The organism is Haloarcula rubripromontorii (assembly GCF_001280425.1).
Classification (GTDB): Archaea; Halobacteriota; Halobacteria; order Halobacteriales; family Haloarculaceae; genus Haloarcula; species Haloarcula rubripromontorii.
Genome location: NZ_LIUF01000001.1, coordinates 558,680 through 581,991 on the forward strand (window position 1 = coordinate 558,680; position 23,312 = coordinate 581,991).

General features: G+C 67.9%; 21 protein-coding genes. 3 read left to right on the forward strand and 18 right to left on the reverse strand.

The window, feature by feature from the left end:
• Nucleotides 1-11: 11 nt before the first annotated feature.
• Both AMS69_RS02865 and cobN read right to left on the reverse strand, forming a co-directional pair.
• Nucleotides 12-782, reverse strand: a complete 771-nt coding sequence (locus tag AMS69_RS02865) for a precorrin-8X methylmutase (RefSeq protein ID WP_053966585.1) — start codon at nucleotides 780-782, stop codon at nucleotides 12-14.
• Complete coding sequence (cobN, locus tag AMS69_RS02870; protein WP_053966586.1) at nucleotides 772-4,659, reverse strand: cobaltochelatase subunit CobN; 3,888 nt, start codon at nucleotides 4,657-4,659, stop codon at nucleotides 772-774. Before cobN ends, AMS69_RS02865 begins: the two co-directional genes overlap by 11 nt.
• 35 nt (nucleotides 4,660-4,694) lie before the next feature.
• Here cobN and AMS69_RS02875 point away from each other — a divergent pair, with 35 nt between their 5' ends.
• The 3 genes from AMS69_RS02875 (at nucleotide 4,695) to AMS69_RS02885 (ending at nucleotide 7,816) form a co-directional block, all read left to right on the forward strand.
• Entirely contained in the window at nucleotides 4,695-6,833 is a 2,139-nt protein-coding gene (locus AMS69_RS02875) for a VWA domain-containing protein (RefSeq protein ID WP_053966587.1), read from the forward strand.
• A gap of 66 nt (nucleotides 6,834-6,899) precedes the next feature.
• Nucleotides 6,900-7,106: a CbtB domain-containing protein gene (locus AMS69_RS02880; RefSeq protein WP_053966588.1), complete on the forward strand. Its 207-nt coding sequence runs from the start codon at nucleotides 6,900-6,902 to the stop codon at nucleotides 7,104-7,106.
• Complete coding sequence (locus AMS69_RS02885) at nucleotides 7,106-7,816, forward strand: CbtA family protein (protein ID WP_053966589.1); 711 nt, start codon at nucleotides 7,106-7,108, stop codon at nucleotides 7,814-7,816. The genes AMS69_RS02880 and AMS69_RS02885 overlap by 1 nt, the downstream gene beginning before the upstream one ends.
• A gap of 12 nt (nucleotides 7,817-7,828) precedes the next feature.
• Here the strand turns inward: AMS69_RS02885 and AMS69_RS02890 are convergent, their stop codons facing one another.
• The 16 genes from AMS69_RS02890 to AMS69_RS02965 form a co-directional block, all read right to left on the reverse strand.
• Complete coding sequence (locus tag AMS69_RS02890) at nucleotides 7,829-8,509, reverse strand: DUF3552 domain-containing protein (RefSeq protein WP_053966590.1); 681 nt, start codon at nucleotides 8,507-8,509, stop codon at nucleotides 7,829-7,831.
• Nucleotides 8,510-8,657: 148 nt separating this feature from the next.
• Nucleotides 8,658-9,917, reverse strand: a complete 1,260-nt coding sequence (locus AMS69_RS02895; protein WP_053966591.1) for an outer membrane protein assembly factor BamB family protein — start codon at nucleotides 9,915-9,917, stop codon at nucleotides 8,658-8,660.
• Nucleotides 9,910-10,281: a DUF3209 family protein gene (locus tag AMS69_RS02900; RefSeq protein ID WP_053966592.1), complete on the reverse strand. Its 372-nt coding sequence runs from the start codon at nucleotides 10,279-10,281 to the stop codon at nucleotides 9,910-9,912. The genes AMS69_RS02895 and AMS69_RS02900 overlap by 8 nt, the downstream gene beginning before the upstream one ends.
• A gap of 22 nt (nucleotides 10,282-10,303) precedes the next feature.
• Entirely contained in the window at nucleotides 10,304-11,527 is a 1,224-nt protein-coding gene (locus AMS69_RS02905; protein WP_053966593.1) for a CbiX/SirB N-terminal domain-containing protein, read from the reverse strand.
• The gene (locus tag AMS69_RS02910; protein ID WP_053966594.1) at nucleotides 11,527-12,186 is read right to left on the reverse strand and encodes a hypothetical protein; all 660 of its coding nucleotides are present in this window, start codon (nucleotides 12,184-12,186) and stop codon (nucleotides 11,527-11,529) included. Before AMS69_RS02910 ends, AMS69_RS02905 begins: the two co-directional genes overlap by 1 nt.
• Nucleotides 12,183-12,455, reverse strand: a complete 273-nt coding sequence (locus AMS69_RS02915; protein ID WP_053966595.1) for a ferredoxin — start codon at nucleotides 12,453-12,455, stop codon at nucleotides 12,183-12,185. Before AMS69_RS02915 ends, AMS69_RS02910 begins: the two co-directional genes overlap by 4 nt.
• On the reverse strand, nucleotides 12,455-13,552 hold the full coding sequence (cobJ, locus tag AMS69_RS02920; protein ID WP_053966596.1) for a precorrin-3B C(17)-methyltransferase: 1,098 nt from the start codon (nucleotides 13,550-13,552) through the stop codon (nucleotides 12,455-12,457). The genes AMS69_RS02915 and cobJ overlap by 1 nt, the downstream gene beginning before the upstream one ends.
• A gap of 2 nt (nucleotides 13,553-13,554) precedes the next feature.
• Nucleotides 13,555-14,481 carry a precorrin-3B C(17)-methyltransferase gene (locus AMS69_RS02925; RefSeq protein WP_053966597.1) on the reverse strand — a complete coding sequence of 309 codons (927 nt, stop codon included), beginning with the start codon at nucleotides 14,479-14,481 and terminating at the stop codon, nucleotides 13,555-13,557.
• A gap of 213 nt (nucleotides 14,482-14,694) precedes the next feature.
• Entirely contained in the window at nucleotides 14,695-15,459 is a 765-nt protein-coding gene (locus tag AMS69_RS02930; RefSeq protein ID WP_053966598.1) for an SDR family oxidoreductase, read from the reverse strand.
• 157 nt (nucleotides 15,460-15,616) lie between these two features.
• Entirely contained in the window at nucleotides 15,617-16,588 is a 972-nt protein-coding gene (cbiG, locus tag AMS69_RS02935) for a cobalt-precorrin 5A hydrolase (RefSeq protein ID WP_053966599.1), read from the reverse strand.
• On the reverse strand, nucleotides 16,588-17,466 hold the full coding sequence (locus AMS69_RS02940; protein WP_053966600.1) for a cobalt-precorrin-4/precorrin-4 C(11)-methyltransferase: 879 nt from the start codon (nucleotides 17,464-17,466) through the stop codon (nucleotides 16,588-16,590). Before AMS69_RS02940 ends, cbiG begins: the two co-directional genes overlap by 1 nt.
• Entirely contained in the window at nucleotides 17,459-18,256 is a 798-nt protein-coding gene (locus AMS69_RS02945) for a cobalt-factor II C(20)-methyltransferase (protein WP_053966601.1), read from the reverse strand. Before AMS69_RS02945 ends, AMS69_RS02940 begins: the two co-directional genes overlap by 8 nt.
• Nucleotides 18,253-18,858, reverse strand: coding sequence for a precorrin-6Y C5,15-methyltransferase (decarboxylating) subunit CbiT (gene cbiT / locus AMS69_RS02950; protein ID WP_053966602.1), 606 nt, complete (start codon nucleotides 18,856-18,858; stop codon nucleotides 18,253-18,255). The genes AMS69_RS02945 and cbiT overlap by 4 nt, the downstream gene beginning before the upstream one ends.
• A 101-nt stretch (nucleotides 18,859-18,959) precedes the next feature.
• Entirely contained in the window at nucleotides 18,960-20,531 is a 1,572-nt protein-coding gene (locus AMS69_RS02955; RefSeq protein WP_238378337.1) for a sensor histidine kinase, read from the reverse strand.
• A 64-nt stretch (nucleotides 20,532-20,595) separates the two neighbouring features.
• Nucleotides 20,596-22,656, reverse strand: coding sequence for an excinuclease ABC subunit UvrB (gene uvrB / locus AMS69_RS02960; RefSeq protein WP_053966603.1), 2,061 nt, complete (start codon nucleotides 22,654-22,656; stop codon nucleotides 20,596-20,598).
• A 44-nt stretch (nucleotides 22,657-22,700) separates the two neighbouring features.
• Nucleotides 22,701-23,312 carry a hypothetical protein gene (locus tag AMS69_RS02965; RefSeq protein ID WP_053966604.1) on the reverse strand — a complete coding sequence of 204 codons (612 nt, stop codon included), beginning with the start codon at nucleotides 23,310-23,312 and terminating at the stop codon, nucleotides 22,701-22,703.

Below are 23,312 nucleotides of genomic sequence, written 5' to 3' on the forward strand. Positions count from 1 at the left end.
CGAGGGAGTGGTCATAGATCAACCTCCCCCTCGCGTACGTCACTTGCGACGTGCACCAGTTCGTTCGTCAGGCCGGCGGCCAGCCCGCTCCCGCCGCGGCGGCCGACGTTCGTGATGGCCGGAACGCCGTACTCGGCCGCGACTTCGCGGAGCCGCTGTCGGCTCTCGGCGGCCTTCACGAAGCCGACCGGCGTGGCGACGACGACCGCCGGGCGCGTGCCGTCCTCGATGCAGTCCGCCAGCGCGAGCGCCGCGGTCGGCGCATTGCCCACGACGGCGATAGCGCCGTCGTAGACGCCTTCCCTGTCGAGTTCCAGCACGGACGCGGCCGTCCGGGTCATGCCCGTCTCGGCGGCCAGTTCCGCGCCGTTGCCGATGGCCTTCCGAACCGGGCAGTCGTGGCCGCGGCCGGTGATACCCGCTTTCACCATCGTGATGTCGGTGACGATTGGCTGTTCGTCCAGCACGGCGCGCGCACCCGCGCGGACCGGTTCGTCGTCGTCCGCGCCGGTGAAGCGGACGAGGTGCTGGAACTCGGGGTCCCCGGTCGCGTGGACCGACTTCTGGCGGATGCGGTCGGCGAGCGTCTCGTCAGGGACGAGTTCGCGCACGCGGTCCATCGAGGTCTCGGCGATGTCCATCGCGTTCTCCGTCGTCGCGCCGAGGTCGGCGTACTCCTCGAAGTCGTCCTCGCTGTTCGTGCCGTCTGTCGCGTCGTCTGCGTCGGCGGTTTCACCGCCTCCGTCTCGCGACCCCTCCGGCGTCGCGCCATCAGTCGTCATCCGAGGTCACCTCCGTCCGTTCTGGACCGCTGTTGCGCGCTTCGAGGTCGCCATCCACTTCCAGGTTCAAGTCCCTGAGCTGGTCGCGGGTCTCGTCGTCGGCATCCCAGAGGCCGCGGTCGATAGCCTCCAACAGCGTATCGGTGATGGAGTCCAGCGCCCAAGGGTTCACGTCGCGGAGCCAGTCTTGCCGCTCTTCGTCGAAGGCGTAGCGCTCGGCCACGTCGTCCCACAGCGTGTCGCTGACGACGCCGGTGGTGGCGTCCCAGCCCAGCACCACGTCGACCGTCGTCGAGAGGTCGCCAGCGCCCTTGTAGCCGTGTTCCTCCATCGAGTCGAGCCACGAGGGGTTGAGCACGCGGGCGCGCATCGCCTTGCGCACCTTCTCCCCGTTGGTGTACACGTCGACGTTGTCGGGGTCCGACGAATCGCCGACGTAGGAGTTCGGTTCCTCGCCGGCGATCTCCGTCACGGCGGAGATGAATCCGCCGTGGAAGGCGTACCAGTCCGAGGAGTCGAACTCGTCCTGTTCGGCGGTGTCCTCGATCTTGACCGTCGCGTCGACCGACGAGAGTCGGCGTTCGAAGGACTCGTGGGCCTCGCTGACGCGGCCGCGCGACCCCATCGCGTAGCCGCCCCACTGGACGTACACGTCGGCGAGGTCCGAGCGGTCGTCCCAGTTGCCCTCGTCGACGGCCTTGTTCGTGCCCGCGCCGTAGCCGCCGGGTCGCGTCGTGAACACGCGCTGTGTCGCGGCGCTGCGGGCGTCGCCCTCGTCCATGCCGTCGGCCACGAGGTCGTCGGTCTCCGCTTCGACGTGCTTCTTGACGTAGTTCATCTCGTGTGGCTCGTCGAGGTCGACGACGGCGTCGACGGCGTCGTGGACGACCCCCGCCGCCGCCGGGAAGGCGTCCCGGAACAGGCCGGAGACGCGCGTCGTCACGTCGATGCGCGGGCGGCCCAGTTCGTCGAGAGGAATCGGCTCCACGTCCTCGACGCGGCCGGCGTCGGACCAGACCGGTTCGACGCCCATCAGCGCGAGTACCTGCGCGATGGTCTCGCCGCGCGTGCGGACGGTTGGCGTCCCCCAGACCACGACCCCGATCTCCTCGGGATACTCGCCCTCGTCGCTCTCGTGGCGGTCGACCACGCCGGATGCGACCTCGCGGCCCACGTCCCAGGCCGTCTTGGCCGGGACCTTCCGCGGGTCGAGCGTGTAGAAGTTCCGGGCGGTGGGGAGCAGGTCGACGCCGCCGCGGGTCGGCGCGCCGGAGCCGCCGGGCGGGACGTACTCGCCGGCCAGCGCGTCGGCGGTGCGGGGAATTTCGTCGGCCGCGCCGGCCACCCGCGGGGCGGCCTCCTCGCAGATGTACGCGAGCGCCTCGCGCAGGTCGTCGTGTGCACCCGACCGCACGCGGGCGTCGCCGAGCGGTTCGATGTCGACCACGAGGAGGTTCATGTTCACCTCGGAGTCGCTGTCTTCGAGTTCACTCTCGGGCACGTCGAAGTCGTGCTCGGCGAGCGTTCGGACGAGGTCTTTGCTCGTCTCGTGGACGCGGTCGGCGGCCTCGGCGTAGGTCATCCCCAGCGCCTCGTCGTACTCGCCGGGGGCGTTGCGCAGTTTGTCGTAGTCGACGCCGAGAACGCCTGCGACGCTCTCGCGAAGCGACGGCGCGCCGGGGTTCTCCAGGCGCGTGAGCGCGACCAGATAGTCGACGAGCCGGTCGTCGGCCGGCGGCTCACCCATCGTGTGCAAGCCTTTGCGTATCTGGGTCGTCTTCACGTCGGTCAAGTACTCGTGGACGCGCTCGACGAGGGCATCGATGTCGAGGTCCTCGCCTTCCACAGCACCTTCCGCAAGGGTCGACCCGGCTTCATCGGGACCGCGCACGTCGGCCTTCTCGTCGATCTCGCCCGCAATCCCGAGTTCCACGGCGAGGTCCAGTTCGTCCACGGTCGCGCGGATCTGTTCTGCGAGGTGCTCGCCGTCGTCGGTGCGGGCGTCCTCCATGCCCGCCTCGCGGTAGCGGTCGGCCAGTTCCTCCAGGTCGGCCAGGTCGTCATAGGTGCCGGCGTTGGCCATCACCGGCGTCAGGTAGTCGACGATGGCGGCGTAGGACCGGCGCTTGGCCTGGGTCCCCTCGCCGGGGTTGTTGACGATGTAGGGGTAGACGTTCGGGATGTCGTCGACGAGCTGGTCGGGCGCGCTCTCGCCGTCGAGTCCGACGGTCTTGCCGGGGAGCCACTCCAGACTGCCGTGAGTCCCGAGGTGGACGACGGCGTCGGTCTCGTAGCTGTTTCGGAGCCAGCGGTAGAACGCGACGTAGTCGTGGGGTGGCTGGAGGTCCGAGTCGTGGTACACCTTCGAGGGGTCCATGCCGAACCCGCGCGGGGGCTGGACCGTGACGAGGACGTTGCCGAACTCGACGCCGGGGATGGCGAACGGGCGCTCGGGCGGGTCGCCCCACTCCTCGACGACGTTCTCGCGGAAGTCGGCGTCGAGTCCCTCGAACCACTCACCGTACTGGGCGGGTGAGACGGTGTCGACGCTCAGTTCGCGCACATCCTCCGGAGCGACCCAGCGGTCGTCGAGTGTCAGTTGGGCGGTGAGGCGTTCGACGAGCGACTGGCCGCTGTCGGGCATCGTGTTCCCGAGGTCGTAGCCGCGAGCGTCCAGTTCCTCCAGCAGGTTCACCGTGCTCTCGGGCGAGTCCAGCCCGAAGGCCGTCCCGATGCCGTCGTCGCTGGGCGGGTAGTTGTGGAGGACGACGGCCACGTTCTTCTCGTCGTTCGGGGTGTGGCGCAGTTCGGCCCAGTTGACCACGAGGCGGGCGACGTGGTCGACGCGGTCCTCGATGGGGAAGTGCTGTTTCGGCGCGCTCCCGATGTCGGCGTCGTCCTCGGTGCGCTCCTTGCCCGAGATGGGGTGGGTGATGACGTTGCCGTCGAACTCCGGGAGCGCGACCGAGAGCGCGAGTTCGAAGCCCATCACGCCCGTGTCGCTGGCGTCGTACCGCGAGCGGGAGCGCATCGTCGTCACCGTCTGGATGACGGGGACGCCGAGCTTGTCGAGGAACACGTCCTCTGCGCTCTGGCCCTCGTCGTCCGCGCTGCGGCCGCGCTCGTCCATCGACAGCGAGAACATGAACGACGAGCAGACGGCGTCGACGAGTGGATTGCCGTCCTCGTCCAGCAGCCACTCCTCGGTGACCTGCTCGGCGTTCCACTGGCCCTCGGCGTCGGTCGCCGGCTCGCAGAATATCGGGAGCGCGTTCGCGCCCTGGGCCTCGATGGCCCGGACCTGCGCGTCGACGTACCGGGTGTTCTCGTGGGTCCAGTGAGACTCGTAGAACCACACGGCGACGGTCGGCTTCGCGGGGTCGAACGTCGCCCGCAGGTCCTCGATGTTCGCGCCCGGATGGTCGGGATGGTACACCCCCTCCGTCGGGAGCGTCACCGGGTCGTCGTAGGATGGGTCGGCGTCGCCGTACTGCGCGACGAGGTAGCGGGCGCAGTTGGCGACGTTTTTCGCGCCGCCTTTCTCCAAGTACTCGTAGACGGTCTCGCGGTGCTCGTCGGGGACCGACGTGTCCTCGAAGGCGAAGGCGTCGCCCGTCGCTTTCACCACGAGCGGGACGCCGGCCTCGCGCAGGCGCTCGACGGCCATCTCGTAGCCGGGCATGCTGTCCTCGGCCCCGTGGAGCCAGAGGACGACGGCGTCGGCGTCGGTCAGTTCGTCGACGAACGCCTCGACCGCCGGCTCGTCGTCGAGGTCGCTCTCCGAGCGCACGACGAGGTCGGCCTCGACCTCGCCCGCGGCCCGCTGGACGGTCCCGAGTTCGTTCTCCGTCGCGGTGTAGAGTCCTAGCTGTGGCATAACGTTATTAAATCTCCGTTTGTACTAATACAAGTATGGTTGTATTCGGCGCGGGCAAAAAAGCTTCGCAGGGGGTCTCCTTCGCGTCCGTGGTGGGCCAGCGAGACCTGAAAGAGGGGCTGCTCGCGGTCGCGACGGACAACGACCTCGACGGCCTGCTGGTCCGCGGCGAGAAGGGCACGGCGAAGTCGACGGCGGTGCGCGCCCTCGCTGACTTGCTCCCCAAGCAGCGGGCGGTCGCGGACTGCCCCTACGGCTGTCCGCCCGACCGCCCCGACGCACAGTGCGAGGACTGCCGGTCGCGGGCGGACCCGCCAGTCGAGACGCGGCCGGTCCCGCTGGTTACGCTCCCGCTGGGCGCGACGCGGGACCGCGTCGTCGGCACGCTCTCGGTGGCGGACGCGCTGGACGGCGACCACGAGTTCGACCCCGGCCTGCTGGCCCGCGCGAACCGCGGCATCCTCTACGTCGACGAGGTGAACCTGCTCGACGACCACCTCGTGGACGTGCTGCTCGATGCCGCTGCGAGCGGAGTGAACCGCGTCGAGCGCGACGGCGTCACCGTCACGCACCCCGCCGAGTTCACGCTCGTCGGGACGATGAACCCCGAGGAGGGCGACCTCCGCCCGCAGCTGCGGGACCGCTTCGCGCTCCAGACCGAGGTCAGCGCGTGCGACGACCTCGACGACCGGGTCGCCATCATCGACCGGGCGCTCAGCGAGGGCGGTGACGAGGAGGCACAGACCAACGCCGACCGCGCACCCGGCGAGCGACTGCGGACCGCCCGCGAGCTTCTCCCGGAGGTCGACCTCGCCCGCGAGTTCCGCGAGGAGATCGCCGAGCTCTGCCGGGACGCGGGCCTCGACGGTCACCGCGGCGACATCGCCACCGCGCGGGCGGCCCGGACCTTTGCCGCGCTCGACGGTCGGACGACGGTACTCGAATCAGACATCGAGCGCGCCGCCGAGTTCGCGCTGCCCCATCGGCTCACCTCCCGGCCGTTCGAGGACGCGCCGGACGTGGACGACGTGCTCGACGACCACTTCGATGACGACGAGGGCGAAAACGGGGAAGAATCTACAGAGAGCGGACAGGAAGGAGACGAGACAGACGGCGAGGAGGCAGGCGGCGAGTCAGCGGATGACGGCAGTGACGGCGAGGCCGACGACGAAACCGAACAGCAGGAACAGCGGCCGGACGACAGCGGAGACTCCGGGGAGGACGGCGAGAGTGAGTCGGGCGAGCGCGGCGAGCAGCCGACGCCCGCCTCGGCCGACAGCGACGGCGAGCGACAGGAAAGAGAGGCCGGCGACAGCGAAGGGGAGGCTGGAGGCGACGGTGAGGAAGGAGACTCCGACCAGTCCGACGAGCCCGAAAACGCCACCCCGCTGGTGCCGGGCCAGTCCCGGGCCGCAGTCGGCGACAGCGGCGCACCCGACGTGGACGCCCCGACAGTGGACACGGACGGCGGGAGTGCAAGCGGCCGTGCGAGCGCGACGGGAACGAAGCGCGGCGCAACGGTCCGCACCGAGCGCGCCGGCCGCGACGACGAGGTCGACGCTGCAGCGTCGGTCCGAGCAGCAGCCAGCCGCGGGAGCGACCGCGTCGAGTCGCGAGACCTCCGAAAGTCAGTTCGCGCAGGCGACGCCGAGACGCTGGTCGTGTTCGCCGTCGACGCGAGCGCGTCGATGCGGCCGGCGATGCGCGCGGCGAAGGGCACTGTTCTCGAACTGCTGAAAGACGCCTATCAGGCACGCGACGGCGTGGCGTTCGTGACGTTCGCCGGCAAGGGCGCGGACGTGGTCCTGCCGCCGACCGACAGCGTCTCGCTGGCGGCCCGACATCTGAAGGACCTCCCGACCGGTGACCGGACGCCGCTGCCGGACGGACTGACAGCCACTCGCGAGGTCCTCGACCGGGCGGACCCGGACGCCGGCGTCGTCGTTGTCGTGACTGACGGCCGGGCGAACACCGCCGACGGGAGCCCGGTCGAAGCGACCAGAACCGCGGCGCGGACGCTTGGTGAAGCAGCCGACCGGACCGTTGTCGTGAATGCTGGTGAAGAGGGGCGTGCTGGATTGCTCGACCTCGTTGCAGAGGAAACAGACGCAGCGGTCGTCCCGCTGGACGCGCTGACCGCCGAGCGCGTCGACGCCGCCGCCAGCGAACGATAGTCCCCCGAAACAGTGTCAGGCGGAAGTTTTACAATCTTACTTGTTCTTAAGACAAATGAGATTTCAATGCAGGACGACACTGACACTGCACGCGCAACGGACAGCGTGCACGACCGTATCGAACGCGCCAGAGCGTCGCTGACCGGCCCACAGGTCGCCATCGCCGTTGCGCTGGTGGCGGCGCTCGGCTTCACGCTGCTGTTCGTGCAGGACCCGATGCTGCACGACTCACTGCACAACTTCCGACACAGCGCCGGCATCACCTGTCACTGATGGCGACTAACTACCTCGAACGCGGCGCGGCGGCCGGCGTGGCGGGTGGGCTGGTCTACGGCCTGTTCGTCGCGACGGTCGGGAACGCCTTCACCGCCGGGCTGGAGACGTTCGAACACAGCCACGGCGGGGGTGGCCCCGTCGTCTCCGGACTCACGACGACCGTCGCCAGCATCGGCGGCGGCGTCCTCTGGGGCCTGCTGTTCGGCATCGCCGTCTTCGGCATGGCGTACTTCTTCCTCGAGCCGGCGATCCCCGGTTCCGGGGCGACGAAACGGCTCGCGCTCGCGGGAGCCGGCTTTCTCACCGTCTCCGGCGCGCCGTGGCTCGTCTTGCCGCCACAGCCGCCGGGCGTCGAGCAGGCGCTCGGAACGGAGACGCGCCTGGCCTGGTACGCCGGCCTGATGACGCTGGGGGCGCTGGTCGCAGTGCTTGCCGGGCTTGCGTATCAGCGGACAGAACACCGCCACACCGCTGTTCGACTCGGAGCCACGGCGCTGCCGCTCGCGCTGCTCGCGGTTCCGGTCGCACTCGCGCCCGCGAACCCGGTCCACGGCGACGTTCCTGCCGCGCTCGTCGCGGCCTACCGCTGGACAGTCGTGTTCGGCCAGCTAGTGCTGTGGGCCACCATCGCTGGTGTTCACACCTGGCTCGGAGACAGTGAGACCCCGGTCACGGACGACTTGGACTATCCCGCGACAGCAGACTGACAACGACGCGGCTCAGATTTTTCCCGCAACCGTCCCGAGGTTCAGCGCCAGCCCGACGATAGCGACGACGGCGGCGATAGCGAGGTCCGCCGTCGTCCCGCCGACGCTGAACGGGGCCGTGCCGGCCGATGCCAGTGCGCCGAACCCGATACCGGCGACGACGAGCGCCACGCCGGCCAGCCCGACGAGCATCGTGCCGGTCTGGCCGAACCGACCAGCCGCCCGGTCCGCCTCGTACCGGTCCAGCGCGTCGTGCATCGTCTCGGTGACCGCCGCCTCGACATCCGCCATCTGCCCCGAAAGGTAGGTGTGCAGCGTCTCCTCGTGCTCGTCGAGGTCCGCGGCGCGCTCGGAAAGCTGCGCGTCGTACTCTGTCAGTTCGGCCTCACGCTCGTCGAGGTCGGTCTCGCGGTCCTCAATCGCGGCTTCGCGTTCATCGAGCTGGTACTCCCGCTCGTCCAGTTCCGTCTCTCGTCGGTCGAGTTCGTCCTCGCGGGCGTCAATTTTCTCTTCGCGCCGGTCGAGTTCCGCACTTCGCTGGTCGAGACCCATCTCCCGCTCGTTGAGCCGTCGCTGCATCTGTGCGAACTCCCGCTCGCGCTCTGTAGGGTGATCGGCGGCGCTGTCGTCGTCGGCTTCGGCGTCCGCCTCCGACTGTGCCTCCTCGTGGTCAGGATCTGTGTTATCGGCCATACTGGGCTCCCATACCGAGACGCTACGACTGGTGGATGGTTAGTTTGACACCACATAACACAGTAATCGGAGCCAAACCGGGGAGAGCGCGTCTACCTCAAAAAGCATTTTCCGGACCGCTGCCGGTCCAGATTGGCACGTCAGTGCGTCAGCGACAGGGCTTCGCTGTCCCGACTCGATGCAGCCGATACGCGCCGCGCTCCCGACCCTCGTCATGGTAGACGACCGGCTCTTCGACAGCGACGGCGGTCCCGTCGGAGACTGCGGCCGCCGTCACAACGCCGTCGGTGTCCAGCGTGTCGACGGGGCCGTCTGCGACATCGAACAGCCGAAGTGCGTGGTCGTCGGCGTCGCGGTCCCGGAAGTTCTGCGCGCCGGGAACGGCCAGCACCGAGCCGTCGGTCCCCAGACCGCTGGCGAAGCCGCCGACGGGCGCGTCCCAGCGACGGTCGCCATCGAGTGAGAGACCAGCGGCGGTGTGTTCGTTCGGATGGCGGGCGTCCGTCTCGCGGCCGTCCTCGGGGTAGGTGTTGCCGGTAACGAACACCGCTCCCTCGCCCGACGTGTGGACGTGGTTCGGGTACGCGTAGACGGTGTCGCCGGCCACGTCGGTCGGCGTCGCCAGCGGAACGCGCCAGCGTTCCCGACCGCCGCTGTCGAGTCGGTAGCCACAGTAGTCGCCGTGGCTGGAGACGACAGCGCCCCCGTCGAGCAGCGACACATCGCCGACGCGGCGCTGGCCGTCGGTTCCGGGGTCCCACATCCAGCGCGGGTCGCCGTCGTCGGCGTCGAGGACGACGAGGCCGTGCTGGTGGTCGCCGGGACAGCGGTTGTACGCGACAGCGACGCGGTTCTCGTCGGCGTCGAGCGAGATGGGGGAGCCGTCGGTTCGGTACGTCCAGTCGATGGTTCCGTCAGGTCCGAAGGCGTAGACGACACTCTCGAAGTGGCGCAGGTCGTTTCCGTCGTCGTCGGTTCGGCGTTCGTACCGCCGGGCGGCGGCGTAGAGCCGGTCACTGTCGGTGGCGAGGCTGGCGACGAACGGCAGCAGGAAGCGCGTCTCCTGCTGGGCTTCACCGAGGTCCGTCCGGGTTTCGTACCGCCATTGCAGGTCTCCGTCGGCGTCGTGACAGCGGATCTCGCCGCGGGCGCTACGCTCGCCGACGACGACACCGCCGTCGAAGGGCACCGCCGCGACGACACTCGGTTCGCCATCCGTCTCGTACTGCCAGCGCCGGTGTGGCGGGCCGGAATCCGCTGACACGTCGAACGCCTGCAAGTCCCCGTCAGAAGTCCCAACAACCGCCAGCCCGTCGGTCAGCGTGACCGCCGAACGGCGACCCTGGTGGCGCGAACGAGCCGGGGCCACGTCACCGAGGTCGACGGTCGGGGTGCGCTGGCTACTCATCGACCGGGAAGGCCTCATGGAGCACGTCGTGGGCCTCACCGAGCCCGGCGAGGACATCCTCGCCCTGCATGGTGATGCGTGACACCGCCCGCTCGGCGTCGCGGACGGCAACGAGTCGGCCCCGGAGGTAGTCGTATTCGGGGTCATCCTCGTCAGTCGCGGCGATCTCTTCTTCGAGGTCCACGAGCGCCGCGTCGAGGTGGCGCTCAATGGCGGCCAGCGTCTCCGCGCCGGCCAGCGCCTCAATAGGGCCGGTCATGTGGCCCTCCAGCTCCTGTTCGGCGTGCTGGCGGGCGTGGTCGTCTTCGGTACCGAGAACGTTCATGAGGCCCAGTCGGAGGGCCTCGATTTCGTAGCAGCTCATGGGTGTAGTAGTGGTGGAAGTCTCAAAGCGTCTGGTCGACAAGTTCGCTTACGATGCGGTCACGGTCCAGATGTGAGGAGACGATGTCGGCGGCGTCCTCATCTTCGACGCCGCCGTACCAGACGCCGTCGGGGTAGACGGCGACCATCGGCCCCTCGCCACAGCGGCCGAGACACGACGACCGCGTGATGCGGGCGTCGCACTGGTCGCTGTCGCGGGCGGCCTGACGCAGTCGTTCGAGGACCGCCGGCGCGCCGTCCTGCGCGCAGGTCTGGTTCGTGCAGACGGCAACGTGCTTTTCCGGGGCGTCGTGGACGTGCGGGTCGTCGTCGACGTTCTCGCGGTCGGCGTGTTCGGCCTGGTGGGTCAGCGCCCGGAGCATCGCCCGCGCGCCGCCCTGATCCTCCTCGTAGCCGTCGAGTTCGACCTTGTACTTGCAGGTGTCACAGGACATCTCGACGCTCCCCGTTCGCGCCTCCTGCCAGCGGTCGCCGAGCACGTCCAGCAGGCGCGTATCGGTCCCGAGCGGTTCGCCCGGCGCGGCGTCGACGTAGGGGTACTCGTCGTCGAACTCGCGTGCGCCGTCCTTGATGCGGCCGGTCAGCACGCCGTCGCCGAGCATGTACGGGATGACGACGACGGCGTCGGGGCGGGTCTTGGCGATGTCGTGCAGCGTCTCGTCGAGCAGCGGCTCGGTGACGCCGATAAAGGAGGCCTCGACCCGCGAGAACTCGCGACCCTCGTACAGCAGGCGGGCGAGTTTGTGCACGTCGGCGTTGGCGTCCGGGTCGCTGGAGCCGCGGGCACAGACGACGGCGGCTACCTCGTCGGCCTCGCGGTCGACGCCCAGTTCGGCCTCGACAGCGGCCGCGCGGTCGTCCAGCAGGTCCAGCAACGCCGGGTGGACGCCCAGATGTGCGCCGTTGTTGATGGTCAGTTCGGGGTGGGCCTCGCGGGCCTGCTCGACGGCCAGGGGCACGTCGTTTTTGACGTGGCTGGCGGCGAACAGGGAGAGGTGGACCACCGACACCTGCGAGACTGCACCGGCCAGTCCCGCGATGGCGTCGTCGATGGCCGGCTCCGCGAGTTCGAGGAAGGCCGCGTCGACCGGGATGCCGAGCCGTCCCTCCAGTTCGACCGCGAGGTCGCGGACCTGTTCATTGGACTTCTCGCGGCGGGAGCCGTGGCCGACGAGCAACACTGCCTCGTCGTCCAGCGTCTCGGGTGCGCTGATAGCCTCGCTCATTATCGGACTCGTTCGATGCTCTTCCGGAGCTTGCGCCGCCGGCTGGGCGCGAACAGCCCCGTTTCCTCGCTGCCCTCGTACAGCCAGTCGCCGAGGGCAGGTGCCGCGTCGTCGTCGACGCCGAACCAGTAGCCCGACGAGGTTTCCGAGAGGTCGTCGTAGGGCGCGTCGACCGGACAGCGGTCCAGCAACGTCTGAATCGTCCGGAGCAGGCGCTCGTCGCTGTGGACGAAGGAGATGCCGACGGCGTCGTCGTCGGACTTGAAACACACCGTGCCACAGCCCTCCAGCAACCCCCGGAGGAGCTGGCGGTCGTAGTCGGCCAGCGCGTCGAAGCGGTAGCCGCCCGAATCGCCGTCGAAGGGGAGTCCGAGTGCGGCGCTGGCGCGGTCCGCGAGGCCGCCGACGACCTGCACCGTGAACTCCTCTTCTGTGCGTGTTATCGAGGTGTCGTGAGCGTACGCACGCTCGACGATTCGGCGGTCGGCCCGCTCCGCGCCGGCAATGGAGGCCAGTCGCCGGGCGGCCGTCTCGTCGTTCGTTCGAACCGTGACACAGCCGTCCTCGCACTCGCCGTCACCGGCGACCCGCCCCCAGAAGTACGCCGTCTCGGGGTGGGCCGCGAGCATATCGTTCGGCGCACCGGTTTCGACGCTCATGGCTGGACCTCCTCGGTGTCAGTCGCCGGCGCGTCGACTGCCCCTGCGTCCTCCTCGACGGACTCCACGTGAATCGCGTCCAGCGGACAGGCCGCGGCGGCCTGCTCGGCGTCGTCTCGCCGGTCGTCGTCGAAGGTGGCCGTCACCGCGTGCTCGTCGTCCGTCTCGATGGCAGCCAGCCCCTCGCTGTCCTCGACGAAGCGGTCGTCCCGGACGAGGCAGGCGAACACGCCGTCGCAGGCGTCGCGGTCGATTGTGATGCGGTACATCAGTAGTCGTACTTGGTCTCGTAGCCCCGCGGGGTCACCATCCGGTCGTCCCAGACGTAGGTGTCCTCGTTGCCCACCAGCAGGGTCGTAGTCATGTCCACGAGGTCGGTCTCGCCCAGGTCAGGCAGGTCGCCGAGTTCGACGATTTCGACCTGCTCGTCCTCGCGGCCGGCGGCGTGGACGACGCCGACGGGCGTCTCGGGGTCGCGGTGCTCCAGCAGGATTTCACAGCACTTCTCGTAGTTGTCCCGGCGCTTGCGGCTCCAGGGGTTGTAGATGGTGATGGTAAAGCCCTCCTTGGCGGCGGCGTGGAGCCGCGACTCGATGGTCGGCATGTCGGTGAGGTGGTCCGACAGCGAGATGGAGACGGTGTCGTTGACCAGCGGCGCGCCCACGCGGGCCGCACAGGACTGAGCCGCCGGGACGCCGGGCACCACGTCGAAATCGAGCATCGTCGCCGTCGCGCCCTTCGATTCGATGATCTCCAGCGCGAGGCCGGCCAGCGCGTACACGTTCGGGTCGCCGCTGCCGATAATGGCCACGTCGTTGCCCGCCAGCGCGCGGTCGATAGCCTCCTCCGTTCGGGACACCTCGCCGCACATCGGCGTGTTGTAGATGTCCTCGGCCTGTTCAGTTACTTCGTCGGGCAGGAGTTCGACGTAGGTGGTGTAGCCGACGATGTGTTCGGCGTCGAGCAGTGCGGAGCGAGCGCGGGCGGTCATCCCTTCAGGCTGGCCGGGACCGAGACCGACGGCGATGAGCTGGCCCGGCTCGGCGTCGAAGTCGTCGACCGTCGCACCGACTTCCTCCTCTTCCTCCGAGTCGCTGGAGGCGGACGCGCCACAGGAGCTACCGCTCGACGACGAATCGGAGGAGGACGACGCCCCGCACTTGGAAGTCGTGTCGTCGCCCGCGTCCGGCGTCGTTTCTGTGGACGAGCTTGCCGAGCTCGCGCCGCACTTGGAGCCGGTGTCGGGCTCTGCTTCCGCTTCGCTCGCGGCGTTGCCGCTCGCGCTTTCCGAGGGGCTTCGCGTCTCGCTTGCGCCGCATTTCGATTCCGTCTCTGTACTCGCGTCTGTGGTGTTGTCAGTACTCATTGTCAGAAATCGTCGACGTCACGCCCGCCGCGCGGGGTGACGAGGAACTCCTGGTAGTCGTTGCGCCACACTTCGGTCTCGTGAGTGCCGACGACGATGGACGAACCCATGCCGCCGACCTTGTCGTCGTGGTCGGGCAGGTCGCCAAGCGTCGTGATGGTCTCCGTTTCGTCGTCGAGGTTGCGGCCGGCCTCGCCGCGACCGGAGTCGTTGACGATAGCGGCAGGCACGTCGTCGGCTCGTTCCTCCCGCAACACGTCGACGGCCCGCTCGTAGTCGCGCCAGCAGTTGTAGAGGACGACGACGAAGCCGCTAATCGCGGCCGCCCGGAGCTTTTCCTCGATTTCGTCCCAGCCGCGCCACTTGTCGGACAGCGAGATGGTACAGAAATCGTTCGACAGCGGCGCTCCGAGGTTCGCCGCCCCCGACAGCGCTGCGGTCACGCCGGGGACGATTTCGATTGGCACGTCGTCGGCGTCGTCGGCGTCGGCCATCGTAAAGAGGAGGTCGGACTTCCCGTAGACGTTCGGGTCGCCGCCGGAGACGTGGGCGATGTCCTCGCCGGCACGGACCCGCTCGAAGGCCTCGCGGGCGAGTTCGACCTGCTTGCCCATCGACGACCGGATGAGCGTCTGGCGGCTGCCGTCGGGTCGCTCCAGCACGGTCCCTTCCTCATCGGCGATTTCGCCGTCGTCGGTTTCGCCGTCGAGTTCGGCGGACTGGGGCGGAAGCGTCCCGTCTTTCCGCAGGAACTCCTGATAGAGGTTCGAGGCGATGATGCAGTCGGCGGTCTGGATGACGTCTTTCGCCCGCTGGGTCATGTCGTGGGGGAGGCCCGGCCCGATGCCAACCACGTACAGCGTCCCGTAGTCGGCTGGACGCGTCGCCTCGGCCGCGGCCGCTGTCGACTGGCGCCCGTCGCTGCTCATCCTGTGTCTCCGAGAGCCGCCGGTCGAATCTCGATACTGTGGCGCATGGTGAGTACAACGCCGCTTTCGCATAAAACAATTGTGCTTGTATTAGTTCAAGCAGAGGCGTTAGCAGAGAAAGTCAGGTTGTCACGAGGGTCGGAGTCTGATCGAGAAAACACAGAGCTTCGACCGGTTGTGTCCGCAGTCGCGCTCGAATACCGCGACAACTGATCAGGTGTTGCTCAGTCCCCCATCGACGACGACACTCTCGCCGTTGACGTAGGAGGCCATATCGCTGGCGAGGAACGTCGCCACGTCGGCGATCTCCTCGGGTTCGCCGAAGCGGCCCGAGGGGATGAGTTCCTTCAGCATCATCTTCGTCGTGTCGTCGATCCGCTCGTCCTCGAACATCTGCGTCTTGCTGTAGCCCGGATGGATGGCGTTGACCCGGATGTCGTAGTTGCTCAGGCGGTCCGCGAGCGCGTAGGTGAACAGTCGAACCGCGCCCTTGGACGTGCAGTAGTTGACCAGCAGCCCGGTACCGCGGATACCGCCCGAACTGGACATATTGATGACGGTCCCGCCGCCGTTCTCCCGCATCGCCTCGGTCGCGACCTGCGCGCCGAAGAACACACCCTTCGTGTTCACGTCCATCAGCCGGTCGTAGTCCGCCTCTGTGGTCTCGTAGAAGTCCGCTATCTCGGAGATCCCGGCGTTGTTGACCATGATATCGATACCGCCCAGTTCTTCGGCCGCGGCGACGGCCACTTCCAGATCGTCGGGACTGGTCACGTCACATTCGACAAAGTGTGCGTCTCGGTCGGTCTCGGCTTCGACTAGTTCGTGGGTCGGTTGACCGCCCTCGCGGGGCTCCTCCTGCTGGTCTGCGACAATCACGTCAGCACCGTGCTCCGCGTACCGTCGGCAGATGGCCCGGCCGAACCCGCTCGCGCCGCCCGTGACGACCGCCGTCTTGTCTTCGAGTAGTGTTGTCATGCGACAGCTATCACCACAGCCGCATATAATAAATAAGTTTAGAGTTGTACAGTGACAGAGACGCGGAACAATTGTCGAGTCGCCGCCCGGGATAGTCACGCAGTTGCTCGGTGGCCGAAAAGCGGAGCTGAAAACGCAGTGTGTGAGAAACAGGAAGTTAGCGCCCGATGGCGACGGTAACGGCCTCGTCGTAGCGCGTCTTCTCGGCCAGCAGGTCGTGTTCGCGACCGGCGGCAATAGCCGAGGCCTCGGCGATGCCCGGCCAGCCGATGAGTTCCTTCGAGCGCGAGGGCGTGGGACCCTCGAACTCCTCTAGGGTCTCCTTCTCGAATGCGACGACGCCCAGGCCCCACTCCTCAGCCGCGGCGAGCATGCCGTCCTCATCGGCTTTCCGGGTGCCTGTTGCGACGAACTCCACGTCGCCGCGGTCGAGGTCAGCCTCGTCCAGCGCCTGCTCCCAGGCCGCGTGGAACTGCTCGACATCCGCGCCGGCAACGCTACCGGTTCCGAGGACGACGCCGTCGTCTTTGTTACGTTTGAGCACGGTCACATCGTCGTCGACCAGCACTGCTTTCGGCCCGTCGAGGCGCTCGATGGGGCCGAGTTCGTCGTCGAGCACGGCGAGGTTCGTCGCGACCGTCGAGTCGCCGTTGACCACGTGGGCGTCCAGCGCCTTCGCCTGCTTCTCGACGCCCTGCTTGTCCGCGGCCTCGCTGGCGGTGGTCATCGCTGGGACCGCGCCCATGCTCGCCAGGTCGTCGGCGACCTGGTTCGCGCCGTGGTGGCCGCCGGTGATGGGGATGGCCCACGTGAGTTCCTCGTCGACGACACAGATGGCGGGGTCGTCCCACTTGTCGTCGAGCAGGTGCGCGGTCTTGCGCATTGCGATACCGCTGGCCATCAGACCGATGAAACAGTCGTATTCGCCCCAGTACTCCTCGAACACGTCGCCGTGGTATTCGAGGATGTCGATGGACTCGTAGCGGTCGCCGATGCCGTCGACGATGTCTTCGGCGGTGTCCATCTTCCGCTCGAAGGCGACGATGGCGATGTCCTCTGCCACCTCGCCGTCGGAGTCGGGCGCTTTGCAACTGTTCGAACTGGATTCGTTGTCTGTGTCAGTGCTCATCAGTCGTCAGCCTCCTGTGAATCCGCGTCGCTTCCCCGGTTCGCCCAGTCGCCATAGAGGAACGACCGCTCGTAGTCCTCGCCGCCGACGGCGTCGCCGATGACGACCATCGCGGAGGCGCGGTAGCCGGCGTCCTCGACTTTTTCGCCGATGGTCTCGATGGTCCCCTCGATGACGTCCTCGTCGGGCCAGGACGCGTGGTACACCGCGGCGACGGGCGTGTCGGGGTCGTGGCCGTCTTCGAGTAGCCTGTCCATCGTCTCGCCCACGGCGTGGGTCCCCAGATAGATACAGGTCGTCACGTCGCCCATGCCGACGAACTCGGAGATGTGGTCCTCGTCTTCGTCCAGCGTCTTGCCCTGCGGGCGGGTGAAGGCGACGTGGTTGGCGACCTCGTTCAGCGTCAACTGGGTTCGCATCGTCGCGCTGGCGGCGAAGGCGGAGGTGACGCCGGGGACGATGTAGGTCGGCACGCCCTCGTGTTCAAGCGCGTCCATCTGCTCCAGCGCCGCGCCGTAGATGGCGGGGTCGCCGCTGTGAAGCCGGACCACGGTGTCGCCGGCCTCGTAGGCGTCCCGCATCAGCGGAATCAGCTCTTCGAGGTCCTTGCCGATGGAGGACACTGTCTCCGCGTCCTCACAGTACTCCTCCAGCAGTTCGCTGTTGACGAGCGAGCCGGCGTGGACCACGAGGTCGGCGTCGGCCAGCAGGTCGCGGCCAGCGACGGTCAGCAGACGGGGATTTCCGGGGCCGGCCCCGACGAAGGGGATGCCCTCCTGCTCGTCGCCGGCACTGTACTCGTACACGCGGTCGTCGCGGTTCCCGGCGACGGAGTCGATGGCCGTCTGCGGGTCCGTCTCGCCAGCCTCGTCAGTCATGCTGCACCTCGTCACCGCAAAGGGCGGCTTCAGAGCGTTCCTGTCGCGCGACTGCTCCGGAACCGTTCTCGCCGCCGTCGGTCACGACACCGCTCTCGTCGGCGGCTTCGAGGAAGGCGTCGGTCGCCTGCTCGACGCGCGTCTCGGGTTTCTCGGCGTAGGCCAGCGTGTAGTAGTCTCGCTCGTCGATCTCGGTCGGGTCGTCGGTGACGATGGTCTCGCCCTGCTCCATGAACAGCCGGCGGCCGTACACCACGTCGTAACCGGCCTCGACCAGCCCCTCGTGGGTGGCCGGCGCGTCGGTCACCTTGAACAGAATCATCCGGTCGGGGCCGGTCGGCGACGCGCCGCGGTCGGCCTCTCGGAGTGCGAGGCTCGACCCGGCGGTGATTTCCACGCCCAGCGCCGTCGCAAAGGCCGACATGGCGCTGACGCCGGGCACCACTTCGAGGTCGACCTCGGGGTGGAACGCGGCCAGCGTCCGCCGGAGGTGACCGAACGTCGAGTAGACGTTCGGGTCCCCGAGCGTGACGAAGGCGGCGTCGCCGTCGCGGGCGGTCGGCGCGATTTCGGCGGCGGCCGCCTTCCACGCCTCGCGCAGTTTCTCCTCGTCGCGCGTCATCGGGAAGTCGAGGTCGCCGATGCGGTCCTCGGGAACGTGTTCGGTCGCGACCGACCGCGAGAGCCGCCCCGGCGAGTACACTACGTCGGCGGATTCCAGCGCGCGCTTCCCGCGGACGGTAACTAAGTCGGGCTGGCCGGGACCGAGGCCGATGCCGTAGAGCGTCATCGGTCGCCTCCGTTCGTCGCCCCAGCTTCTGCCGGCGATCCGCCGTCAGCGGCAACGTCCTCGCTGGCGCTGCCGACGAGCATGTACACTGGATTCTCCGAATTGAAGCTCGTCGCGCCGGCGAGTTCGTAGCCGTGGCTCACCTGAAACTGGACGACTTCCTCCAGAATATCGCGTTCGCGGAAGGCCTCCGTCGCCGCGCCGGCGACTTCGAGCCGCGAGACGTTCATCACGATTCGGTCGACGCCGGTCTCGACCGCGTGATCGAGAACGGCCTCGTAGTTGCGCGACCCGCCGAGGAAGAGGGCGTCGGCGTCGTCGGGCAGGCCCTCCGGGGCCTCGGCCTCGCGGAGTTCGACGTTGGCGTCGACGTCGTTGGCGGCGAGGTTCTTGCGAGTCACGTCGAGTCGATTCCCCTTGCGTTCGAGTGCAGTGACTCGCCCGGCCCGGCGCGCCGCCGTGATGGTGACGGCACCGGTACAGGAACCGACCTCCACGAAGTGGTCAGCCTCGGTGAGAGCGAGTTTGCTGGCGAGGACGGCCCGGACCTCCGGCTTGGTGGGACCGGCCTTCGCATCGTGTGGGAGCGAGACGCGGGACATCACGCTATACAACTGCAGTAGCGCGTAAAACAATTTTGGTTGTATTAATCCAACTGCGGATGATAGCAGGGTTCGGCGAACGACGGCGTCCCACGGGTGCGTCAGAGCGACCGACAGCCGTAGCGATACAGCGCGGCCAGGGAACCGCCCCAGAGGAGGTGCCCGACCAGCGTCGCCAGGGTGAGGTTGGGCAGGCTCGCCTCGATGCCCACGAGCGAGAGCCACACCGGCATGACGAGCCCGGCCGCGACGAGCCAGAGCGCGACCGACCAGGCGAGGGCGACCCCATAATACTGGAACCGGTCGGAGCGGTGGCCCGGCACACTCCGGACCAGTGCGGCGTACACCAGCCCGAAGACGACGCTGTGGAAGCCGTGGGTGAGCCACCCGACCAGTGGGTTCTGGACACCGTACAGCGCCCCGATGACGGGAACACCACCGGAGAGGGCCTGCATCGGGACGCCCATGACGACGGCGGCGACGAGCGACGCACCGATGGCCAGGCCCAGGCGGCGCGGCGGGAGCCCGAACGCGGCGTCGGTCCGGGAAGTCACGACGCCACCGTCGGCCGAAACCCGCGGCAGCGTCAGCGTGACTGTCGTTCCGCCGTCCGTAACGGTAGCCGCCGTCCGCCCGCCGTAGCTCCGGACGAGCAAGCGAACGAGATCTAGCCCGAAACCGGTCGAGCGGTCCTCGTATGAGCCGATCTCACCGCGGGCAATCAGGTCAAGTTGCCGCTCGGGCAGTCCCGGACCGTTGTCGCTGACGTTGATACTGACAGTGTCCTCGGCAGCGGTGACCGAAACCTCGACGTGGGGCGTATCGCTGTCATTGTAGACAACCGCGTTCTCGACCAGATGCGCGACGAGGCTGTCGAGCATCGTGTTGGCCTGCACTCGAAGGTCCGGCGGCACGTCGGCTCGAAGGTCGTAGTCGGCCGACGGGTGTGACTCACGGACAGCGTCGAGGCCCGACTCCACGCACGGGACGACGGGGACAGCATCCAGCGACAGATCGGTCCCGTCGTGGGCGATGTGTTTCATGTTCTCGACGACCTGCTGGACGCCGGCCGAACGGTTGTCGATGACCGACAGGGCCTCGGCCGCTCCGGCGTCGTCGCGCGACTCCGCGAGTTCCACCCGGCCACGGATGACCGTCAGCGCGTTCAACACCCGGTCGCGCAGGATGCGGTTGACCAGGTCGAGCCGGGCGGCCTGCTGTTCCAGTTCGTGTTGCTGTCGGTTCGACCGACCGGCGTAGACGCCGGTGAGCGCCCCGCCGACGCCGCCACCGATGAGGAAGTTCGACAAGTACGTCCGACTCCCAGCGGTTGAGAGCGGGCCCATGCCGCCGTTTCCGACCAGCGTCACCAGAACGAGGACGAACATCGCGCCAGTGCCGGCGAGACACCACAGCGTGACCGTCCGCACGAAGGCGCGTTCAAACTCGCCGACGGCAAGGGCGACACCGAACGCAGACAGCCCCAGACCGAGCACTAGCGGCAATACGCCGCCGAAGACGAACGCCATCGGGCCGTCGCTGACCGCCAGCGTGACGGTAAACCGGGTCAGAAAAAAACCGAGGCTGGCGACGACGAGTCCAGACGGCGAGATGCCGCTGCCCAGAGAACGGGCAAAGTCGAACACGGTCTCTTCCGACGGGACTGTCAGCAAGATACATACCATTTCACTTCAGGGTACAAATCGGTTCCCCGGATGAGCGGTCCGAACCGACCCGTCAGAACTCCGGCCCGGGTGCCGGCACGCCGTCGCTGTCGTCGCCGCCGTCGAGGTCGAACTCCTCACGCAGTTCGCGGATGCGGTCGCGGATGTCCGCGGCGAGTTCGAACTCCAGGTTGTCCGCGGCTTCCTGCATTCGCTCCTCCAGTTGTTCGATCTGGCGGGCGGCCTCGTCGGCGTCGCTCGCCCCCTCGCCCGAGATGCCGCCGGTGTCAGTCTTGCTCCCCGGCAGGTTCGTCTCGCCGACCTCCTTCTCGATTGTCGTCGGCTCGAAGCCGTGTTCCTCGTTGTACTGCTGCTGGATGCGGCGGCGTCGCTGGGTCTCCTCGATGGCCGACTGCATGGCGTTGCTCTGCTCGTCGGCGTACAGCACCACTTCGCCGTTAACATTCCGGGCGGCCCGCCCCATCGTCTGGACGAGCGTCGTCTCCGAACGCAGGAACCCCTCCTGGTCGGCGTCCAGAATCGCCACGAGAGACACCTCCGGGATGTCCAGCCCTTCCCGGAGCAGATTGATGCCGACCAGCACATCGATGTCACCCAGGCGGAGCGACCGGATGAGTTCGTGCCGCTCCAGCGTGTCCGTCTCGTCGTGCATGTAGGCCACGTCGACGCCGGACTCCTCCAAGTACTCCGTGAGGTCCTCGGCCATCCGCTTTGTCAGCGTCGTGACCAGCACGCGCTCGTCGCGCTCGACGCGGCCGTCGATGCGTTCAAGCAGGTCCTCGACCTGCCCCGTCGCGGAGGCGATTTCGACGGCCGGGTCGACGAGGTGGGTCGGGCGGACGATCTGCTCGACGACCTGGTCGCTGTGGTCGCGCTCGTAGTCGCCGGGCGTGGCGCTGACGTACAGCGTCTGGTCGGTCTTCTCCTCGAACTCGTTGAAGGTGAGCGGGCGGTTGTCGAACGCCGTCGGCAGGCGGAAGCCGTTCTCGACGAGGCTCTCCTTGCGGCTCTTGTCGCCCTCGAACTGGCCGCGAATCTGTGGGAGCGTCTGGTGGGACTCGTCGACGACGGTGAGGAAGTCGTCGGGGAAGTAGTCCAGCAGCGTGTAGGGGGCCTCGCCGGTTTCACGGTCAGAGAGGTGGACCGAGTAGTTCTCGATGCCCGAGCAGTAGCCCGTCTCCTGCATCATCTCGATGTCGAAGGTGGTCCGCTCCTCGATGCGCTGGGCGGCGACGTGGTTCCCCTGGCGCTCGAAGTAGCGGATGCGCTGGTCCAGTAGCTCCTCGATTTCGTCGATGGCGCGCTGGAGGCGCTGTTCGGGAATCGAGTAGTGTTCCGCCGGGTGTATCAGGGCGGCCGGCTCCTCGCTTTTGACCTCGCCTTCCAGCGGGTCGACCTTCAGCATCCGGTCAATCTCGTCGCCCCAGAACTCCACGCGGAGGGCGTAGCGGCCGTACATCGGGTAAATTTCAAGCGTGTCCCCGCGCACGCGGAAGGTCCCCTGCGTGAAGTCCACGTCGTTGCGCTCGTAGTTCAGGTCGACCAGGCGACCGAGGAGGTCGTCACGCTCGATTTTCTGCCCGACTTCCAGCGAGAGGGACATGTCGATGTAGTTTCGCGGGTCACCGAGGCCGTAGATGGCCGACACCGACGCGACGACGATGACGTCGTCCCGGGTGAGCAGCGAGCGCGTCGCCGAGTGGCGCAGCCGGTCGATCTCGTCGTTGATAGAGGCGTCCTTGTCGATGAACGTGTCCGTCTGCTCGACGTAGGCCTCGGGCTGGTAGTAGTCGTAGTAGGAGACGAAGTACTCGACGGCGTTGTCCGGGAACAGCTCGCGGAACTCCTCGTACAGTTGGGCCGCGAGGGTCTTGTTGTGGGCGATGACCAGCGTCGGCTTTTGAATCTCCTCAACGACCCAGGAGACGGTGTTGGTCTTCCCGGAGCCGGTCACGCCGAGCAGGGTCTGTCGATCTATTCCCTGCCGGAAGCCCGACGCAAGTTGTTCGATGGCCTCGGGCTGGTCGCCCGCCGGCTCGAACGGGGCGTCGACACGGAACTCGCGGTCGGCGTCGGGACGGTCGATAGAGAGGGGGCCACCGGAATCGCTCATTACCCACACATCGGGCTGGACGGACTTGAGCCGCGTGGTTCCGGTTAGCAGACCGGCTTCGGGTTCACGCCGAGGTCCTCAAGCGTCTCGAAGTATTCGTCGTAGGCCGTCGAGATGACCTCGACGGCGGCCGCCTCCGCGGCGTCCCAGTCGTCGTCGGTGTCACAGACGGCGTCGAGCAGGCCGGCCGCGTCCTCGCGCAGGGCCTCCACGTCGCCGCCGGCACTGCGGAACGTACTCGCGGTCTGTGGGTCCGCCTGCCCGGTGAAGAAGCCGGTGTACTGCTCTTTGACCTTCTTGTCGACGAGCGACCAGCCGACGAAGCCGCCGAGGCGCTCGACGGTCCCATCGAGGCCGTCGAGCACGTCGTGCATCGCCGGTGTCCGGTCGGCCGGGTCGGCGTCGATGGCGTCGCGCCGCTCGGCCGTCTCGGCCGCCGCGTCGGCAAACAGCGCCGCCGCGTCGTCGGTTGCGTCGTCGCTCCAGGCGTCGAAGGTTGCGTGCGCCGCCTGCTCGCGGGCGGCCGCCGCCGCCAGTACCACGTCCGGTTCCATCTCGCCGCGGGTATCGGCGTACAGCGTCTTCGAGGAGCCAAGTCGGGAGAGTTCCGTCTGCTGGTCGTCACGGACGGCGTCGATGAGGTCGGCTGCAGTCAT

Bases quoted from the DNA above. Each gene is read 5' to 3' on its own strand.
- AMS69_RS02940 (WP_053966600.1), bottom strand. From the start codon at position 17,466: ATGACTGACGAGGCTGGCGAGACGGACCCGCAGACGGCCATCGACTCC.
- AMS69_RS02880 (WP_053966588.1), top strand. From the start codon at position 6,900: ATGCAGGACGACACTGACACTGCACGCGCAACGGACAGCGTGCACGAC.
- AMS69_RS02930 (WP_053966598.1), bottom strand. From the start codon at position 15,459: ATGACAACACTACTCGAAGACAAGACGGCGGTCGTCACGGGCGGCGCG.
- AMS69_RS02865 (WP_053966585.1), bottom strand. From the start codon at position 782: ATGACGACTGATGGCGCGACGCCGGAGGGGTCGCGAGACGGAGGCGGT.
- AMS69_RS02915 (WP_053966595.1), bottom strand. From the start codon at position 12,455: ATGTACCGCATCACAATCGACCGCGACGCCTGCGACGGCGTGTTCGCC.
- AMS69_RS02945 (WP_053966601.1), bottom strand. From the start codon at position 18,256: ATGACGCTCTACGGCATCGGCCTCGGTCCCGGCCAGCCCGACTTAGTT.
- AMS69_RS02875 (WP_053966587.1), top strand. From the start codon at position 4,695: ATGGTTGTATTCGGCGCGGGCAAAAAAGCTTCGCAGGGGGTCTCCTTC.
- AMS69_RS02900 (WP_053966592.1), bottom strand. From the start codon at position 10,281: ATGAGCTGCTACGAAATCGAGGCCCTCCGACTGGGCCTCATGAACGTT.
- cobJ (WP_053966596.1), bottom strand. From the start codon at position 13,552: ATGAGTACTGACAACACCACAGACGCGAGTACAGAGACGGAATCGAAA.
- AMS69_RS02965 (WP_053966604.1), bottom strand. From the start codon at position 23,312: ATGACTGCAGCCGACCTCATCGACGCCGTCCGTGACGACCAGCAGACG.
- AMS69_RS02910 (WP_053966594.1), bottom strand. From the start codon at position 12,186: ATGAGCGTCGAAACCGGTGCGCCGAACGATATGCTCGCGGCCCACCCC.
- cobN (WP_053966586.1), bottom strand. From the start codon at position 4,659: ATGCCACAGCTAGGACTCTACACCGCGACGGAGAACGAACTCGGGACC.
- AMS69_RS02890 (WP_053966590.1), bottom strand. From the start codon at position 8,509: ATGGCCGATAACACAGATCCTGACCACGAGGAGGCACAGTCGGAGGCG.
- cbiT (WP_053966602.1), bottom strand. From the start codon at position 18,858: ATGTCCCGCGTCTCGCTCCCACACGATGCGAAGGCCGGTCCCACCAAG.
- AMS69_RS02905 (WP_053966593.1), bottom strand. From the start codon at position 11,527: ATGAGCGAGGCTATCAGCGCACCCGAGACGCTGGACGACGAGGCAGTG.
- uvrB (WP_053966603.1), bottom strand. From the start codon at position 22,656: ATGAGCGATTCCGGTGGCCCCCTCTCTATCGACCGTCCCGACGCCGAC.
- AMS69_RS02895 (WP_053966591.1), bottom strand. From the start codon at position 9,917: ATGAGTAGCCAGCGCACCCCGACCGTCGACCTCGGTGACGTGGCCCCG.
- AMS69_RS02925 (WP_053966597.1), bottom strand. From the start codon at position 14,481: ATGAGCAGCGACGGGCGCCAGTCGACAGCGGCCGCGGCCGAGGCGACG.
- cbiG (WP_053966599.1), bottom strand. From the start codon at position 16,588: ATGAGCACTGACACAGACAACGAATCCAGTTCGAACAGTTGCAAAGCG.
- AMS69_RS02885 (WP_053966589.1), top strand. From the start codon at position 7,106: ATGGCGACTAACTACCTCGAACGCGGCGCGGCGGCCGGCGTGGCGGGT.